We start from the raw sequence: 17,513 nt of genomic DNA, 5'->3' as shown, positions 1-17,513 counted from the left end.
AAGAAGCGACGCTCTATAACAAACTAATGAGTTCGCAAACCGCACACCTCGAAATCCAGGGCATGAGCTGCGCGAACTGCTCGCAGACGATCACTGAATCCCTGGAGAATCTTGACGGCGTCTCGGAGGCGAACATCAACTTCGCCACCGATGAGGGTACCGTCGAGTACGATCCCGGAGCCGTATCGCTCGGCGAGATATACGACGCTATCGAGGACGCCGGATATCACGCCGAGACAGCGACGGTCACCATCGGCATCTCCGATATGACGTGTGCGAACTGCGCGGAGACTAACGCGGACGCACTGGAGTCGGTGGCCGGAGTCATCAGCGCGGAGGGGAACTACGCGACCGACGAGGCGCAGGTCGAGTACAACCCCGCGGACGTTTCCCGGGAAACGCTCTACGACGCCATCGAGGACGCAGGTTACACGCCAGTCCGCGACGACGACACTGCCGAGACGACCGACCAGGAGCGACGCGACGCCGCCCGGCAAGAAGAGATCCGGACACAGCTCCGGCTGACACTGTTCGGAGCTATCCTCTCGGTTCCGCTGCTGTTTTTCATCGTCGAGAAGTACCTTCTCGGCGGGGCGATGCTCCCGGAGACGGTCTTCGGCGTCGAATTCGGCTGGGTCGAGTTCCTGCTCGCGACGCCCGTCCAGGCCGTCCTGGGCTGGCAGTTCTACAGGAACTCGTACAACGCTCTCGTCAAGAACAAGCGGGCCAACATGGACGTACTCATCGCGCTCGGATCTTCGACGGCCTACATCTACAGCGTAGTCGTCCTACTCGGTCTCATCGCCGGAGGCATGTACTTCGACACCGCGGCGCTCATTCTGGTATTCATCACGCTCGGGAACTACCTCGAAGCTCGGTCGAAAGGCCAGGCCAGCGACGCGCTCCGGAGGCTACTGGAGATGGAAGCCGAAACGGCTACTGTCGTCGGCGAGGACGGGGACGAACGGGAAATACCGCTAGAGGACGTCGAGGTCGGCAACCGGATGAAAGTCCGTCCCGGCGAAAAGATCCCCACGGACGGCGTGGTCGTCGACGGCCAGTCAGCGGTCGACGAGTCCATGGTCACCGGCGAGTCCGTCCCCGTAGAAAAGAGCAACGGCGACGAGGTCGTCGGGTCGACGATAAACGAGAACGGACTGCTGGTCGTCGAGGCGACGAAGGTCGGCGAGGACACGGCGCTCCAGCAGATCGTCCAGACCGTCAAGGAGGCACAGTCCCGTCAGCCGAATATCCAGAACCTCGCCGACCGCATCTCGGCGTACTTCGTGCCCGCAGTCATCGCGAACGCCCTGTTCTGGGGCGTCGTCTGGTTCCTCTTCCCGGACGTACTCGCGGGCTTCGTCGACTGGCTCCCGCTGTGGGGCCAGGTCGCGGGCGGGCCAGCGCCGGCCGGTGGAACCGTCTCCGTCTTCGAGTTCGCCGTCATCGTCTTCGCGTCCTCCGTCCTCATCGCCTGTCCCTGTGCGCTGGGGCTGGCGACGCCGGCAGCGACGATGGTCGGCACGACGATAGGGGCGCAAAACGGCGTCCTGTTCAAAGGCGGCGACGTCCTCGAACGCGCGAAAGACGTCGATACGGTCGTGTTCGACAAGACGGGAACACTCACCGAAGGCGCGATGGAACTGACCGACGTGGTCGTCTTCGACCCGAACGACCGGTCAGGCCCCGACAGCAGTGCGCCAGCGGCCGACGGCGGCCGACTGGTCGACCGGGACCGACTCACTGAAGACGACGTACTCCACCTCGCTGCCGCGGCCGAAAGCGGCAGCGAACACCCGCTTGCCCGGGCGATCGTCGAGGGAGCCGAAGAACGCGGGCTGGAGGTGTCCGAAGCCACCGGGTTCGAAAACGTACCCGGTCACGGCGTGCGTGCGACGGTCGGCGGCGCGGAGGTCCTGGTCGGGAACCGAAAGCTGCTCCGGGACAACGGCGTCGACCCGTCGCCGGCCGCGGAAACGATGGAACGGCTGGAAAACGAGGGGAAGACGGCGATGCTCGTCGCACGCCGGCCAGCCGACACGAGCGAGGGCGAACTTCTGGGCGTCGTCGCCGACGCCGACACCGTCAAGGAGAGCGCGAAGCGGGCCGTTGCCGCGCTTCAGGAACGCGGGATAGACGTGATGATGATCACGGGCGACAACAAGCGGACCGCACGCGCCGTCGCCGAACAAGTCGGTATCGACCCGGAAAACGTTCGGGCCGGGGTCCTTCCAGAGGACAAGTCCGACGCGGTCGAGGCCATCCAGAAACAGGGTCGAAAAGCGATGATGGTCGGCGACGGCGTGAATGACGCGCCTGCCCTCGCCGTCGCGCACGTCGGGACGGCTATCGGGAGCGGGACGGACGTCGCGATAGAGGCCGCCGACGTGACGCTGATGCGCGACGACCCGCACGACGTCGTGAAGGCGATTCGCATCTCCGACGCCACCCTTCAGAAGATCAAACAGAACCTCGTGTGGGCGCTCGGCTACAACACGACGCTCATTCCGCTGGCGTCGCTCGGACTGCTCCAGCCCGTGTTGGCCGCGGTAGCGATGGCGTTCTCCAGCGTCTCCGTGCTATCGAACAGTCTCCTGTTCCGCCGGTACACCCCCGACCACGATTACGAACTCCTCGGGATCATCCGCCGATAATCCGAGGTCGTTCCGTGTTCGCAGGACCGAAACCGCGTCCGCTCCCCGATAGTCCGCGGAGACAGTCAGCGCGGATTCACGGACTGAGAGTTCCGGGTTCACTGCGTTAGGTTGGAGTGAGAGACCAAGAGTACTAATTCGCTGGCTGGACACGGTCAGTGCCGACTGCGTGATCTCCGAGCGGAGCGGGTATCATCGCAGGACCGGGTGTCGACGAGGGATTCTACCTGGAACGAATGTCAGTCGGACTGTCCTCTCTTTTCACTCCGTGCGAAACTATTTTGGGTTACAAATTTCCAAATACGATGTTGTTAGGGGTTACTTTTTAGTCGGGACAACCGAGAGTTCCGCTATGCTCCGGAGGTTCGTTTCGCGCTCTCCCCACCAAGGCCAGTTACGGGCGATCACCAAAACGTTCTGTTACCGCATCCTCATGGTCATAATCACTATCTCCGTCGCGTGGGTCGTCGTCGGAGACGTGAGTGACGCCCTCAACATCGGATTAGTTACCAATCTCGTCAAAACGGGAACATACTACACGTACGAACGCCTCTGGGACCGGATCTCCTGGGGATTTTCGCCGACGAACTGACCCGCAACCGACGGTGCTGACGTTCGAAGCGGCGGTTATTCTGTTTGGACTGCCTCCGCGATCGATCGGAGTTCTGCCTTGCGGAAGGGACGCTCGACGCCGTCCGGGTCGGTTTCATCTACGGCATCGATTGCCGCGAGGATCCCTGCTCGCATCCGGGATTTAGGTGGGAGGCGATCCGTATCGATCTCGTACCCCGTGTCGTCACAGATCGCGGCGAGGGCTTCCTTCGTGAAGGCGGTCGATTCGGCGCGTTCGTATCTCCCCACGGCCTGACGGATCTCGTTCCGTAACTCCGAAACAGTGCGTGACATGCGTTCACCAATGAGTGGGTTCGGTCTGTACGTTTCGATCAGTCGTCCCCGCCATATGGAACTGACTTCGTCGTGACGCATCGGATCCCAGTCGCTTCAGACCCAGAGGCGAGGACGTGGCAACTGAGTGGGTCTGCACTCACACCAGGGGGAACGTCGTATCGGCCCTCGTAGCACGAGAGTAGTGGTAACGGCTCGACTCGATAGTGAGTCGAATGGCGTGGACCTCCGACGAGAACGGAAAGACGAGGCGAGCGGCGGAGAGTTCTCCAGTGGTTTTCTTGCCGGATAGATTTTATATATACAGGTCTAAACTTATATTCTTGCACCGCTTATGAGAGCCCGTATGGAAGACCTTACCATCACAACGACGGACGGTCTCGACGGTCAGGAGGTCACAGAGTATCTCGGCGTGGTCTCGGGGGAAGCGGTCATCGGTGCGAACGTCGTCAGTGACATCGCCGCCGGGATCCGAGATGTCGTGGGGGGACGGAGCGGTTCGTACGAAAAGAAAATCGAGAAGGGACGCACAGAAGCGATAAATGACATTCGGGCCGAGGCGGAAGACCTCGGCGCGGACGCAGTTGTCGGGGCCACGTTCGATTACGAGGAAATGGCGGAAGGGATGCTGTGGGTCAACCTCTCAGGCACCGCTGTCAGGACTCGCGATCGGTAGAGTCACCGGCCGCACGTCCGGAATCAACCATCCGGAAAGACGCCCACACCTACATATAGATGTAGTGACACCCAGACGCAGTGTTCTCCGGACTGTCGGCCACGAGACCACTGATAATTACTTCCCTTGGTGACTGTCAGAGAGTATTAGGCGCACTTCGGCCAGCCGGATGTCTGTGGGTGCAAGGCGTTCGTACCGAAGAGTACGGACCCGATACGCCTCGGTCGAGGGGGAACAGATACGGTTCTACAGCGATCATACGACGACAAAACATAGTTATAATCAGTCGGAAATGGTTGGAATGTACGAACGCCAACGACACTCCGTCGGGTATTTATATAGCGAATACAAAGAGGCGGATAACCGAAAGACGTGCTGTCCCCGGGCAGGTCGCCGAATTTGATCTAACCGAACGGCTCGATATCCAATCGATCGCCGCCGAAACGGTTCTCCCGACCTGCTCTCCTTCACCAGGCGGATTCTACATCGGATTCTGGGACCGTTCTGATCGGACCTACAGTATGGAAATCGAAATCGCAACTATCGGCGGTTACGAGGAGGTCGGTCGCCAGATGACGGCCGTTCGTGCGGGCGAGGACATCGTCATCTTCGACATGGGACTCAATCTCTCGCAGGTACTGATTCACGACAACATCCGAACCGAGCAGATGCACTCGCTCGACCTGATTGACATGGGCGCTATCCCTGACGACCGGGTGATGAGCGAACTCGAAGGCGACGTGAAAGCCATCGTGCCGACCCACGGTCACCTCGACCACATCGGTGCGATCACGAAGTTGGGGCATCGGTACGACGCGCCGATCGTCGCGTCCCCGTTTACGATCGAACTCGTCAAAGAGGAGATCCAGGACGAGAGCAAGTTCCAGGTAGACAACGATCTCGTGAAGATGGAAGCGGGCGAGACGATGTCTATCGGTGAGCGGAACGAACTCGAATTTGTCAACGTTACTCACTCGATCATCGACGCGATCAACCCGGTTCTGCATACGCCCGAGGGCGCTGTCGTCTACGGTCTCGACAAGCGGATGGACCACACGCCGGTCGTCGGCGACCCCATCGACATGAAGCGGTTCCGAGAGATCGGCCGCGAGGGCGATGGCGTCCTCTGTTATATCGAGGACTGTACCAACGCCAACAAGAAAGGCCGGACGCCGAGCGAGGCCGTCGCCAGAAGTCAGCTTCGAGACGTGATGCGAAGCCTCGAAGACTTCGATGGCGGTATCGTCGCAACCACGTTCTCCAGCCACATCGCTCGCGTGAAAAGTATCATTGAGTTCGCCAAGGAGATCGGCCGCGAACCGGTGCTACTCGGACGCTCGATGGAGCAGTACTCCGGAACAGCCGACAAGATCGGCGTTCCGTTCCCGGACGACGTCGGGATGTTCGGCCACCGCAAGTCAGTTGACCGGGCGTTCAAACGAGTCATGAACGAAGGGAAAGAGAACTTCCTCCCCGTCGTGACAGGCCATCAGGGCGAACCGCGAGCGATGCTCACCCGTATGGGACGCGGCGAGACACCGTACCAGATCGACAACGGTGACAAGGTCATCTTCTCGGCAAGAGTTATTCCCGAACCGACGAACGAGGGCCAACGGTACCAGTCCGAGCGTCTCCTTCGCATGCAGGGCGCGCGTATCTACGACGACGTTCACGTCTCCGGCCACCTTCGACAGGAGGGCCACTACGAGATGCTCGACGCGCTTCAACCCCAGCACGTCATCCCGGCACATCAGGACATGGGCGGCTTTTCCGGCTACGTCGACCTCGCGGGGAACGAGGGCTACAAACTCGGACGCGATCTACACGTCACCGAGAACGGGAACACCATTCAGTTGGTCTGAGCGTCCCGTTCCGGTCGACTGGCAGGAAGCAGGGTTTTCCCGCGTGTACCGAATACACTTGCTGAACCGTAGTCGTCGAGTTAGACACCGGTAAACGTTGATCCGTCAAGTTCCCGTGACGCCGTGTTGAACAGGAGAGGGACGGCCTGACAGACAGGGCATCGATCTCGTTACTATCGCTCAGTAGGACCGTAATGGGCTACCATATTGTTATTCGACAATATATCTACCGAGTCTACTGGCAGAGAGTACTACTGAAAAACTGATCTCAGATGATCTGAATCCGGCAGGCTTAAGCGATTTTAGAATCGAGAGATTGAAATATGGATTCGGAATCTGACATCCCGGGAGACGTGGAGAGAGAAACACTCGAACGCCTATACGACGAAAACCCGGACGACCAGGTCTCGGAATTAGTAGGCTATCGGTCTGACGACGAGACTCTCGAAGGTGAACGTACCGTGTTTCGAGCACTCGCGAACAGAGATCGCCTCCAACTGCTCGAAGCGCTCCGGCACGGCGAACTGTGCGGTTGCGAGTTAATGATCATCGTCGACGCCCCGCAGTCAACGGTTGCGACGCACGTTCGGAAACTGAGAGAGGCCGGGCTAGTGAAAAGCCGAAAAAAGGGAAGATGGAACTACTACCGGATAGCAGACTCTGCTGTAGAGGACATTCTCGGACTCGCCGCTGCTATCGACACCGATTAACGGGCGAGCCAGAAACAGTTGTCTCGATCCGGAAGGTCGGCTTTCGAACGCTCTGAACGAACGCTACGGCAGCTTTTACTCCCCGAACCGAGTCCAGCGAGCGGTGTCTGAGACAAAGAGGCGATCCCAAGTATATCCTCTCGCTCGCACGCCCAAGAGCGGTGTGCTCCCACATCAAATTTATATAATGCCAACAGGTTTGTTCGAATGGTGATTTTACAATATAGATATCTCACACAAAGCGTCCTCGGACGGATATGGAGCCGGAGCGAAAACCGTGGCGATGTCGACAGTAGTTGTGCCAGTTTCGTGTTAATGATTGTAGAAATGCAATCTGATCCGGGCAATGGCGAACGTGGTTGCGGCTATGAATGGTTCCAGACGATTTCAACATCAACACTAGAAACGGACACCCCAACGTAACGGGTCGCAACTCGTTGCATGAACAGTCCAACGAACCGCTGGAACGTGGTACAAGGGTACAGCGAGGCCTCCCATAGCTAGGCCCCACAGAGCAATTTTTGCATCGGTATCCGCGGACACCCGAACTCTCTGATACGGTGCTGAACAGTCGACGATCACCAGTGCGAATCCAGAGCTACCGCCTTCATCTCAGTTCGGTTGAACGTCGCCGACATGTCCTCGGCGCGATCTGCGTCTGTCACCACCCACTCGTCGATATCGACATCGGATCGTGAAACGAGTGGACGTGGTGGGCGTTTGCGGCTAGAAGTCACGTAGGAAACACAGAATCCCGTCTTCGTATTTCCCGAGTATTCCCGGAACGTGACAGGAACACATAACATCCCGGATCCCGTACGTGCTCGCATGGTTCTGTTCCTCACTGACGCGGAGATCGAGCGACTGATCGACATCGAGACGCTCGCCCCGATCGTCGAACGAGCCCTCGAAAAACAGCATTCGGGAGAGGTCGAACGCCCGGAGCGACCGCACTACCCGATCGGCGCTGACCTCGACTCCAGTGAACCACTCGGCACCGGATTAGTCATGCCGGCGTACATTCACGCGAAGGAGTACTTCGCGACGAAACTGGTCAGCCTCCACGACGGAAACAAGAAGCGCTCGCTGCCGATGCTCCACGCACAGATCGTTCTCTCAGACGCGCGAACGGGCCAGCCGGCCGCATTCATGGACGGTACCCGAATCACGAACGCTCGAACCGGCTGTATCGGCGGGCTGGCCGCCCGCGAACTCGCGAACGAACCCATTACGCTCGGCGTCATCGGCGCTGGCGCACAGGCGCGCTGGCAGACCCGGGCGATCGCCGCGTTAACTGACATCGAGTCCGTCTCCGTCTATTCGCCAAGCGACTCGAAACACGACTGCGTCGCGGACCTCCGCGAACACGGGATCTCGGCGAACGCCGTCGACACGCCCGCAGCGGCCGTTCGCGACGCGTCCGTCGTCGTCACGGCGACGACCAGTTCCGAGCCGGTCTTCCCGGCCGCGGCGCTCTCACCGGGGACAGTGGTCGTCGCAGTCGGGGCGTACGACGCAGAGATGCAGGAGCTCGAACCAGCCGTCTTCGACCGCGCGTCCCGGGTGTTCGCGGACGTCCCCGAGGAGGTGACGACGATCGGCGATCTCGCCGCAACCGATCTGGCGGCGGACGACCTCATCCCGATAGCGGCGCTGTTCGAAGGGACGACAGGACGTGAATCGAGAGACGAGATACTCGTAGTCGAGAGCGTGGGGACTGCCGTACTCGACGCCGCCGCGGCGACAGAGGTGTACGAAGCGGCCCGCGAGAAAGGAGTCGGAACCACACAGCCGACCTGATCCGGTGCGGGCGACGAACTCTACGGTGTCGCACGGTAGACGCGGTGTGTGTTCGAATCGCCGCTTTCCCTTGATAGAGACTGTTGTCCGTCAGTTCGGTATTTCACACCCACGTAGCTACGGATCGCTCGCAGCGTCACCGGGAGGAGGTAACTCGAACGTCGGCGGGGATGATCACTCGAACGTCGGCGGTCACTCACGGAGAGCGTGAGAATCGTTGAAGACGAATTCGCCTAATCCTGCGGTGTAGCCCCGGGCTTTGGCTTCTCCGTGACTTCTTTGCCGCGAGGCCAGATCAGCGATGCGATGATCGCAGCGGCGAATCCGACCGGCGGCGCGACGAGACGGACCGTCACGATGTCAGTATACCCCATCGTCACCCACAGCACAGTGACGATCGGTCCAGCGAGGAACGCCGCAATGAGCCCTGCCTTCGAGAACCGGTCACCCCAGAAGAACAAGAGCGTGAACGCCGGACCGAACGCGGAGAACAGCCCGGTCGCGGAATAGCTAACCAGCGTGTACACGAGGCTCTGAGCTAAACCGGCGATAGCGAGACCGACCGCACCGACAGCCAGCGTACCGATGCGGGAGATCCGAACCCGCTTTTTCTCCGTGAAGTCCTCGCCTTTCTTGACCACTTTGTTGTAGATGTCGTGTGCTGCCGCCGAACTCGCCACGACCAGCTGGGAGTCTGCAGTAGACATCATCGCAGCGAGGGCGCCCGCAAGCAGAATACCTCCGAGAAGTCCCGGAGTGTGCTCCAGGACCATGTACGGAAGGACCATTTCGCGGTCGGCCTGGATCGCTTCAGGTGCGCCGTGAATCGTCCGGGCGAGGAGGCCGAGGAGAACCGTCCCGATGGCCGTCAGAACGCCCCAGACCGTCGAGACGATGATCGCGGTTCGGCGCTCCTGTTCGTTTCGGACAGCCATTAACCGCTGCGTGAGGTGCGGATAGCCGCCGAGACAGGCCAGGAACCAGCTGAGGTTCGCCCCGATGAGGACGAACGCGGCTCCACCTGATGCACCGCCTAACCACGAAGACCGTCCGCCGCCGGACGCTTCGAGGCTTCCCATGATCGACATCGACGGGTCCATCAGAACCTGAACGAGCAAGATGCCCGGGAGGACCACGAGCGTGAAAACCATCAGTAACGCTTGCATCGTGTCAGTCCAGACGACCGCCAGGAAGCCGCCCGCAAGCGCGTAGGCGATGATCAGCACTGCGACGACGAGTAATCCGGTCGTCGCGTTGACGCCGAAGACGCTCTCGAATATCTTTCCACCGGCCAGGAACTGGGACCCGACGTAGCCCATGTAGAACACGAACGCGACGATGCCGGGCAGGATGCGAAGTACGGGTGACTCCGTCGGGAGTTTTTCGGCGAGGAGCCCTATCGGGGTGATCGCTCCGGTTTCTTTTCTACCTTCCATGAACGGACGGGAGTAGACGACCCACTGGAAGATTGCACCGCCAGCGGCACCGACAATGGCCCAGACTGACGACAAGCCAGCAGCCCACGCGAGACCGGGCATCCCTAACAGGAGCCACCCGGACATGTCGGAACTTCGTTCCGAGAGCGCCAACGCCCATCCGGGCAGTTGGTCACCCCCGATGAAGAAGTCCGCTTCCGTATTGATCTTCTTTGAACCCCAGTATCCGATCACGGCCACAACCACTAGATAGCCTACTAAGCCTATGGCTGTATTACTGCCTGCGCTTACCATGTTTGTGTACCTCACTCATCTGTAAACCCTACCTATATTTATATTTAATCGTGAAACTCAATGATAGGCGAGCTGAAAAATACGGCTCCCGGTGGGGACGTGGATCGTTCGGACCCACTGCGGAAGTGCGAGCCAGTGGAGTGCCCGTCTCTCTCAGCGACAGATGTAGACCCCCAGCGAACTCGCTCGAAGACAGAACCGATCCCACAGTGAATGCGGATCAGCGAGTCGGACGTACTCGCTGTCGAAGCCTCGTACACGCTCTGGCGAGCGGTCCGCTGTCTTCCCGTCACGTGGATGTCCCAAGCCTGAACTTACCGACCAGTACACTTTTTGGCATCCGCGAGTAGGCTAAGGGAGACAGACGATGGACGTGAACTGGTCACCACCAGAGCAGTGGACAACTATCTCCACGATAGACGCACACACGGGAGGCGAACCGCTACGCATCGTGACTGACGGCCTACCGTCAGTAGAGGGCGATACGATGCTGGAAAAACGCAGGTACATGGAGAACAACCTCGACCAGTTCCGCAAAGCGATAATTCTAGAGCCACGCGGTCACGCGGATATGTACGGCGCAGTGGTGACTGAGCCGGTCACGGACGACGCTGATTTCGGCGTCCTGTTCCTCCATAACGAGGGCTACAGCACGATGTGTGGCCACGGAGTCATCGCATTGGCGAAGGTAGCGGTCGAAACAGAGTTCGTCGAGGCCGAGACACCGGTAACGACTGTCGCGATGGACACGCCTGCCGGCCTCGTCACTGCCAGAGTGCAAGTCGACGAGCGAGGCAACGCGGGGACGGTTACCTTCGAAAACGTCCCCTCGTTCGTCGTCGAAACGGACTGCTCGGTCGAGGTTCCCGAACTCGGGTCCGTCGAGTACGACCTCGCTTTCGGCGGTGCGTTCTACGCCTACTGCGACGCTGCTGACCTCGGCGTCGACCTCGACTCCGACTCCGTCGGGGAACTTGTCGATGCCGGTCGCGCGATCAAAGCCGCGGTGAGCGAGTCCCGGAACATCGAACACCCGTTCGAAGACGATCTCAGCTTCCTCTATGGAACCATCATCCGCGGCGAACCGGAGAACAGCAGTGCGGATACGAGGAACGTGTGTATTTTCGCTGATGGGGAAGTCGACCGGTGTCCGACCGGCACCGGTGTGAGCGGTCGCGTGGCACTGCAGTCTCACCGCGGTCGCCTCGCCCCGACCGAGGAACTGGTCGTCGAAAGCATCGTCGGCTCTGAATTCACGGGGACGTACGAGGAAACCGAGTCGTACGGAGGGTACGATGCGGTTCTGCCCAATATCACCGGAAACGCCTACCTCACCGGACAGAGCCAGTTCGTCCTCGATCCGGCCGACCCGTTTCAGAACGGGTTCTTCCTCAGGTGATTCGGTACGGTCCGAAACGGGTCGTTCCGCATACCGGAATACATCTCGGCGGCAAAGTATGGAACAGATCACCACCGCGAAGCCCACCTGGGGTATCGGAGAACCCGAAGCACCCGGTGACAGCGATGCGAAATCGGGTAGACAGGTCGGAGAGCAGTCTCGGGCACCGACGCCGAAGTACGCTCTGTAAACAAATGTATCCCAGTCGTTGTCACGGGAAGAGCACAGTTCAATCGGGCACTCACGTCCGCATCCGTGCCGCGGTAACAGTGTTGAATTCGCCGTCAAATTGACCGAATCACGGTCCGTTCTGTTCCCCTCTGAGGAATAACCCCGTGGCGTTTCGGTTCCGCGTTTGTAGCGTGCGAACAGTCGAGTATCAGAGCAGAATCACATCTCAGCGGTTCTCCGCACGGTTTTCGCGTTTTCGGAAAACGGACGGTGTATCGGGCCGGAGCGCCGTTGCCAGAATTTACAGTGGTATTGACGTAAATTCCGGGAGTTCATCCGTTAGCCCCGGCTGTCTCGGGGCCGACTGTCCAGGCGAAGTTCCCGAAAGAGGAACAGTGTATGAGAGAGACGACACCCGCTTCCCACCCCAGTCAGTGTTCATCGCCAGTTACGACGCGGGACAGTTCTGAATTGCAGTCCACGGATCTGTGCGTTGTCTCTCTTTTCGGAGCGGTGAGTCTCGAAAACGCCGATGACCAAAGATATATTAATATGGGAAGTCCACTATCCAGTACAATGTCACTGGATTTTGATGGTCAGGTAGCCCTCGTGACTGCATCGAGTAGCGGACTCGGCCGCGCTTCCGCCGAATCCCTCGCCGAAGGTAACGCACACGTCGTCATGAACGGACGGGACCCCGAACAGCTAAACGAGGCCGTCGAAAGCGTCGACGAACTCGGATCCGGAAAGGTGATCGGGGTAACAGCAGATCTCACCGACAAAGCCGACATCGAATCCCTGGTCAGCCAGACTGTCGACGAGTTCGGAACGATCGACCACCTCGTCACGTCGGCGGGTGGCCCGCCGAGCGGTCCGTTCATGGAGATGGAAGACGACGACTGGTATCAGGCGTTCGACCTTCTCGTGATGAGCGTCGTTCGGTTAGTCCGCGAGTCTGCCGAGCATTTGCAGGCTGGAGACGGCGGAACGGTCGTCAACATCACGTCACGAAGCGTCAAGGAGGCTATCGATTCGCTGGTCCTATCGAACTCAGTTCGGATGAGTGTGATCGGACTCGAAAAGACGCTGTCGAAGGAACTGGCACCGGAGGTCCGCGTGAACGCCGTCCTTCCCGGTCCGCACGAGACCAGCCGGATCGAGGACCTCATCAACCAGGGCGTCGAACGCGGCGAGTACGACTCCTACGAGGATGGACTAGAGGCCCGCGGTGACGGGATCCCGCTCGGCCGGATAGGAGAACCGCGAGAGCTCGGTGACACCGTCGCGTTCCTGTCCTCAGACCACTCCAGCTACATCAACGGAGTCGCAATACCGATCGACGGCGGTAACGGCAAATCCAACCTGTAGGCTTCTCGGGCCACGACCGAAATCGGACCCCGCCCACGGAGAACCCCTATTTTTCGATAGGCCGTCGACGCGTACCACTCAGTTACAACCCTACGGCCAGAACGCAGAATGACGGTCGAAACCGCGCGCCCTCGTTCGTTGAGCCGGTCGTGACGAGGTGTTAGCTCAGGCCCGCTGTGAAACAGACCGCTGGTCGGGCGTCGAGAGAGTCGTCGTTCGAACGTGTGACGAAAACAGTTCGCGGAAACGGGACGAGTCGGGTTATTCGACGCGCGTTCGGCTCTGCTCGCGCATGAACTGCTGGAGATACCAGTACCCACCGGCAAACTTCCCCGTCGTACCGGAGAACTTCCAGCCGCCGAACGGCTGTGCCTGCACCAGCGCGCCCGTGGTTGCGCTCTGCGATCTGTTCACGTAACACATTCCGGATTCGACCTCATCAAACCACTGGTCGATCTCCGCCTCGTCCTCCGAGAAGAGGCCCGCACAGAGGCCGTATTCGCTGTCGTTCGATTTTTCGATCCCTTCGTCCAGGTCCGATATCGGGTGGATCGTCACGAACGGAACGAAGTGTTCCTCGCGTGCGAGTTCGTGTTCGTGGGGGATATCCGTGACGACGGTCGGTTCGACGAACCGCCCGTCGGCGAGGTCGCCCTCATCGATCGCGGAGCCGCCCGTTCGAACTGTCCCGTCAGCCCGGGCCTGCTCGGTGATCGACTGGTAGTGTTCGAGGGCGCTATCGTCGATCAGCGGAGAGATGACGGTATCGCGATCTTCTGCGGGACCGATACCCAACTGTTCGGTCTCTGCGACCAGTTGGTCCGTGAACTCGTCGATGACATCGTCGTGAACGTACACGCGGGATGTCGCAGAACACTTCTGGCCACTGAACGTGAACGCGCCTTTCATGACGCCTTCGACCGCGTCGTCGAGGTCAGCCTCGTCGCTCACGATCACCGGGTTCTTTCCGCCGAGTTCGGCGATAACCGGACCCCGCTTGCCCTGCTCGAAGAACGTCTTCTGGATGTTGTACCCCACGTCTCGGGAGCCAGTGAATGCGACGCCGGAAACGTCCTCGTGTTCGATGAGGGGCTGACCGACCGATCGACCGCCACCCATGACCAGGTTAAACACGCCATCCGGAATGCCCGCTTCGGAGAGGATACTCGTGTACTTTTGTGCGGTCAGCGGCGTCGTGGAGGCGGGCTTTGCGACGACGGTGTTGCCCGTGACCAGTGCGCCCGTTGTCATCCCCACGAGCAGCGCCATCGGGAAGTTAAACGGCGAAATAACCGCGAAAACGCCGTACGGCCGCAGCAGGTTCGTGGTGTGCTGTCCCGGCGTCGGCTCACCGGTGTCGAACTCGTACCCGTCCGACCGTTCGAACTCGCGGCTGTAGAACTCCAGGAAGTCGATAGACTCGTCGACGTCGGCCATCGCCTCAGTCCGGTTCTTCCCGTTTTCGAGGGAGAGAGTCGCCGCGAGTTCGTACTTCCGCTCCCGCATGATCTCGGCGGCGTTCTGGAAGATCTCGACGCGCGATGCCACGTCCATCTGCTCCCATTCGGTGGACGCGTCCTTGGCTGCACTGACAGCAGTGTTGACTTCCGCTTCGCCGCCTGCGGCGAACTCGCCGATCTCCGTATCGAGGTTCCCGGGGTTCGTAACGCTGAATCGGTCCTCGGTCTCGACGCTGTCCCCGTCGATCCAGAGCGGATGGAACTCGCCGAATTCAGTCTTGACGGACTCTACCGCTTCCTCGTAGGTGTCGTGGAAGTCCTCTTCTGTGCCATTTTGCTTATGTGTATGGTACGTCAGCTCGTCATCGTATTCTACAGGTTGCACGGGTGAAAGGGATGTCTACTAGGACTTATATGTTTTGGTCTGTGTCTGTCCAGAGCCACGGGAAGCTAGCGACTCACTGATCATCGGCCTATAGAGGCATTTGCAACTGTCTACAGACTTAGATCGCACGTAGTCCGGGGATCTGGTCTGTGATTACTTGCGAGCGCTACGATAGCTTTCCGACGACACTCGACGTCGACAGTCGCGTATGCGTGACGTATCTACGTTTAGTTCCAGTCAGTCGGTAGGTCTTGTCGTTCGGTTACGGGTCAGAGCAGGCTAACGTCTCGGATATCGCCGCTGTCTACAACGCGGCGACGCGCGCCGACTGGCCGAGCGCCTCCGCGACCAGTTCGGTGAGCCCGACCACCTCTATCTCGTCCTCGAACCCACCGGTCTTGCGCCCGTCCTCGTACATCGTCGCACACATCGGGCAGGCCACGACGAACTTCTCGACCGCGCCGCCCGCCTCCGTGTCTTCCAAAGCCTCCCGCAGTCGTTCCTCGCTCGGCTTTGGCTCCTCGTCGAAGTCCATCCACAACCCGCCACCGCCGCCGCCACAACAGAACGAGTCCGAGCGGTTCCGCGGCATCTCGTAGAGATCAGCCCCCGTCGCTTGAACGAGATCTCGCGGCGCTTCGAACACGTCGTTGTACCGCCCCAGATGACACGGGTCGTGATACGTAACCGTGTAGTCCAGGTCCGTCCCGTCCAGGGACAGCGCGCCCCGACTCGCCAGGTCGTCGACCACCTGCGTGTAGTGGAACACGTCCTCGGCCTCCCACTCGCAGGCGTCGAACTCCGGATATTCGTTCATGAACGTGTTGAACGCGTGCGGGTCCGTCGTCACTATCTTCTCGAACTCGCAGTCCTGGATCGCCGCCGCGTTGTCCTCCACGAGCATCTCGTACAGCCCCTCCTCGCCCACACGGCGCACGTCGTTACCCGCCGTCTGTTCGTCCTCGTAGAGGATCCCGTAGTCGACGCCCGCGTGCTCGAATACGGTCGCCAGCGCCCGCGCTATCCGCTTGTTGCGCTCGTCGTAGCTTGGATAATCGCCCACGTACCAGACGTATTCGACTGCCTCCTCGCGGGCGTCCGGCACCTCGAAGTCCAACTCCTCGGCCCAGTCCGGGCGCTTGCGGTCGGGGTCCCCGAACGTGTTGCCGTTCTGGAACACGTTCATCATCGCCTCCTGGACGTTCTCGTCCATCTGCCCCGACTCGGTCAACCGCCGGTTCATCCCCGTGAACTGTTTGAGATGCTCTATCTCGACCGGACAGGCGTCCATACACGCCATACACGCCATACAGGACTCCATCGTCGAACTGTCGATGACGCTCGCCCCGCCGTCCGCGATGATCGCCTTCTCCTCGGTCTCGCCGGCCTCGACCGACTCGCGGTAGGACTTCAGGTCAAGGATCACGTCGCGCGGGTCGAGCGGCCGGCCCGATGCTTTCGCCGGGCAAGCCGACGAACACCGGCCGCATTTCGTGCAGGCGTCCTGGTCGAGGACGTCCTTCCAGGAGAAGTCCTTGACGTCGCTGTAACCGATCTCGTCGGGACTGGCGTCCTCGGGGACGCCGGGCAGGCGTTTGCCCGCTTTCTCGTCGCGCGTGACGACGTTTGCGTACGAGGAGATCATGTGGAACGGTTTCGCGTACGGGACCGATGCGACGAACGCCAGCGCGAGGACGGCGTGGGACCACCACGCCCACCAGTAGAGGTCGACGGCCAGCGACTCGGTCATGCCGGCGATAACGAACACGTCGGCGAGGAACCAGCCGACGAAGCTGACGGTTTCGAACTCGGGGAAGCCGGTGCCGACGATCCGGATCCCCTCGGCGACGTAGCCGCCGACGCCGAGCAGGAACAGCGACCAGATGAAAAGGTCGTCTTCAGCACTGGTGTGTTTGCCCCAGAGACGCTCGTTGCGGACCCAGTAGCGCCGGTACAGTGCCATGCCGATACCGACGACGAACAGCAGGCCCATCGCGTCCATCGTCAGCGAGTACGCCAGATAGAAGTCGCCAGTCCAGAACGAGTCGCCGAGCTTTCGGGCGAGGTCCATGTCGATGCCGAGGATGGTCGTGCCGATCAAAAGCGTCAGGAACCCCCAGAAGATGAACGCGTGCATCAGCCCGGCGTAGCGGTCGCGGTCGAACTGCTTCTGATTGGAGAAGACGATCTTTGTCGCGGAGACAACGCGCCCGGGCAGGTCGTTCAAGCGGTCGAACCAGTCGTCGGTGCCGCGGGCGTAGCGGGCGAACCGCTCGTACACCCCGTACAGGAACACCAGAATCGCGACCGCCGCGAGGTAGTAAAACAGGACCTCTCCGACCTCGCTGATCGTCCAGAACGTCTCGCGCGTGACCGCGCCCTCCGCCTGGGC

The 17,513-nt window shown here is 60.2% G+C and carries 12 protein-coding genes; 8 read left to right on the top strand and 4 right to left on the bottom strand.

Going from position 1 to position 17,513, the window contains the following annotated elements; all coding sequences use genetic code 11:
• Nucleotides 1-26 precede the first annotated feature (26 nt).
• Entirely contained in the window at nt 27-2,654 is a 2,628-nt protein-coding gene (locus tag EYW42_RS18900; protein ID WP_135537005.1) for a heavy metal translocating P-type ATPase, read from the top strand.
• Nucleotides 2,655-3,006: 352 nt separating this feature from the next.
• Nucleotides 3,007-3,246 carry a DUF2061 domain-containing protein gene (locus EYW42_RS18895; RefSeq protein ID WP_135537004.1) on the top strand — a complete coding sequence of 80 codons (240 nt, stop codon included), beginning with the start codon at nt 3,007-3,009 and terminating at the stop codon, nt 3,244-3,246.
• Between the two features lie 35 nt (nt 3,247-3,281).
• On the opposite strand, the gene EYW42_RS18890 is transcribed toward EYW42_RS18895, so the two are convergent.
• Nucleotides 3,282-3,560 (bottom strand): hypothetical protein, encoded by a 279-nt coding sequence (locus tag EYW42_RS18890; RefSeq protein WP_135537003.1) that lies wholly within the window; start codon nt 3,558-3,560, stop codon nt 3,282-3,284.
• Nucleotides 3,561-3,906: 346 nt separating this feature from the next.
• Here EYW42_RS18890 and EYW42_RS18885 point away from each other — a divergent pair, with 346 nt between their 5' ends.
• The 4 genes from EYW42_RS18885 to EYW42_RS18870 all read left to right on the top strand — a co-directional run bounded on the left by EYW42_RS18885 (nt 3,907) and on the right by EYW42_RS18870 (nt 8,608).
• On the top strand, nt 3,907-4,236 hold the full coding sequence (locus tag EYW42_RS18885; RefSeq protein ID WP_135537002.1) for a YbjQ family protein: 330 nt from the start codon (nt 3,907-3,909) through the stop codon (nt 4,234-4,236).
• 521 nt (nt 4,237-4,757) lie between these two features.
• Complete coding sequence (locus tag EYW42_RS18880) at nt 4,758-6,098, top strand: RNase J family beta-CASP ribonuclease (protein WP_135537001.1); 1,341 nt, start codon at nt 4,758-4,760, stop codon at nt 6,096-6,098.
• A gap of 323 nt (nt 6,099-6,421) precedes the next feature.
• Nucleotides 6,422-6,808, top strand: a complete 387-nt coding sequence (locus tag EYW42_RS18875; RefSeq protein ID WP_135537000.1) for an ArsR/SmtB family transcription factor — start codon at nt 6,422-6,424, stop codon at nt 6,806-6,808.
• Between the two features lie 828 nt (nt 6,809-7,636).
• A complete protein-coding gene (locus tag EYW42_RS18870; protein WP_135536999.1) occupies nt 7,637-8,608 on the top strand; it encodes an ornithine cyclodeaminase family protein in 972 nt (323 codons plus the stop codon).
• A 233-nt stretch (nt 8,609-8,841) separates the two neighbouring features.
• Here EYW42_RS18870 and EYW42_RS18865 read toward each other — a convergent pair whose 3' ends face one another.
• Nucleotides 8,842-10,290 (bottom strand): sodium/proline symporter, encoded by a 1,449-nt coding sequence (locus EYW42_RS18865; RefSeq protein WP_237561378.1) that lies wholly within the window; start codon nt 10,288-10,290, stop codon nt 8,842-8,844.
• A gap of 415 nt (nt 10,291-10,705) precedes the next feature.
• Between EYW42_RS18865 and EYW42_RS18860 the strand changes: the two genes are divergently transcribed.
• Both EYW42_RS18860 and EYW42_RS18855 read left to right on the top strand, forming a co-directional pair.
• Nucleotides 10,706-11,737, top strand: coding sequence for a proline racemase family protein (locus EYW42_RS18860; protein WP_135536997.1), 1,032 nt, complete (start codon nt 10,706-10,708; stop codon nt 11,735-11,737).
• Nucleotides 11,738-12,484: 747 nt separating this feature from the next.
• Nucleotides 12,485-13,276, top strand: coding sequence for an SDR family oxidoreductase (locus tag EYW42_RS18855; protein WP_135536996.1), 792 nt, complete (start codon nt 12,485-12,487; stop codon nt 13,274-13,276).
• Between the two features lie 261 nt (nt 13,277-13,537).
• Here EYW42_RS18855 and EYW42_RS18850 read toward each other — a convergent pair whose 3' ends face one another.
• Both EYW42_RS18850 and EYW42_RS18845 read right to left on the bottom strand, forming a co-directional pair.
• Nucleotides 13,538-15,121 (bottom strand): aldehyde dehydrogenase family protein, encoded by a 1,584-nt coding sequence (locus tag EYW42_RS18850; protein WP_135536995.1) that lies wholly within the window; start codon nt 15,119-15,121, stop codon nt 13,538-13,540.
• 304 nt (nt 15,122-15,425) lie between these two features.
• The coding region (locus EYW42_RS18845) for a heterodisulfide reductase-related iron-sulfur binding cluster (protein WP_135536994.1) at nt 15,426-17,513 on the bottom strand (2,088 nt) is incomplete at its 5' end.

This window comes from Halostella pelagica, from assembly GCF_004762015.1.
In the GTDB taxonomy this organism is placed as follows: Archaea; Halobacteriota; Halobacteria; order Halobacteriales; family Natronoarchaeaceae; genus Halostella; species Halostella pelagica.
This window is presented reverse-complemented; position numbering and strand designations above follow the sequence as displayed.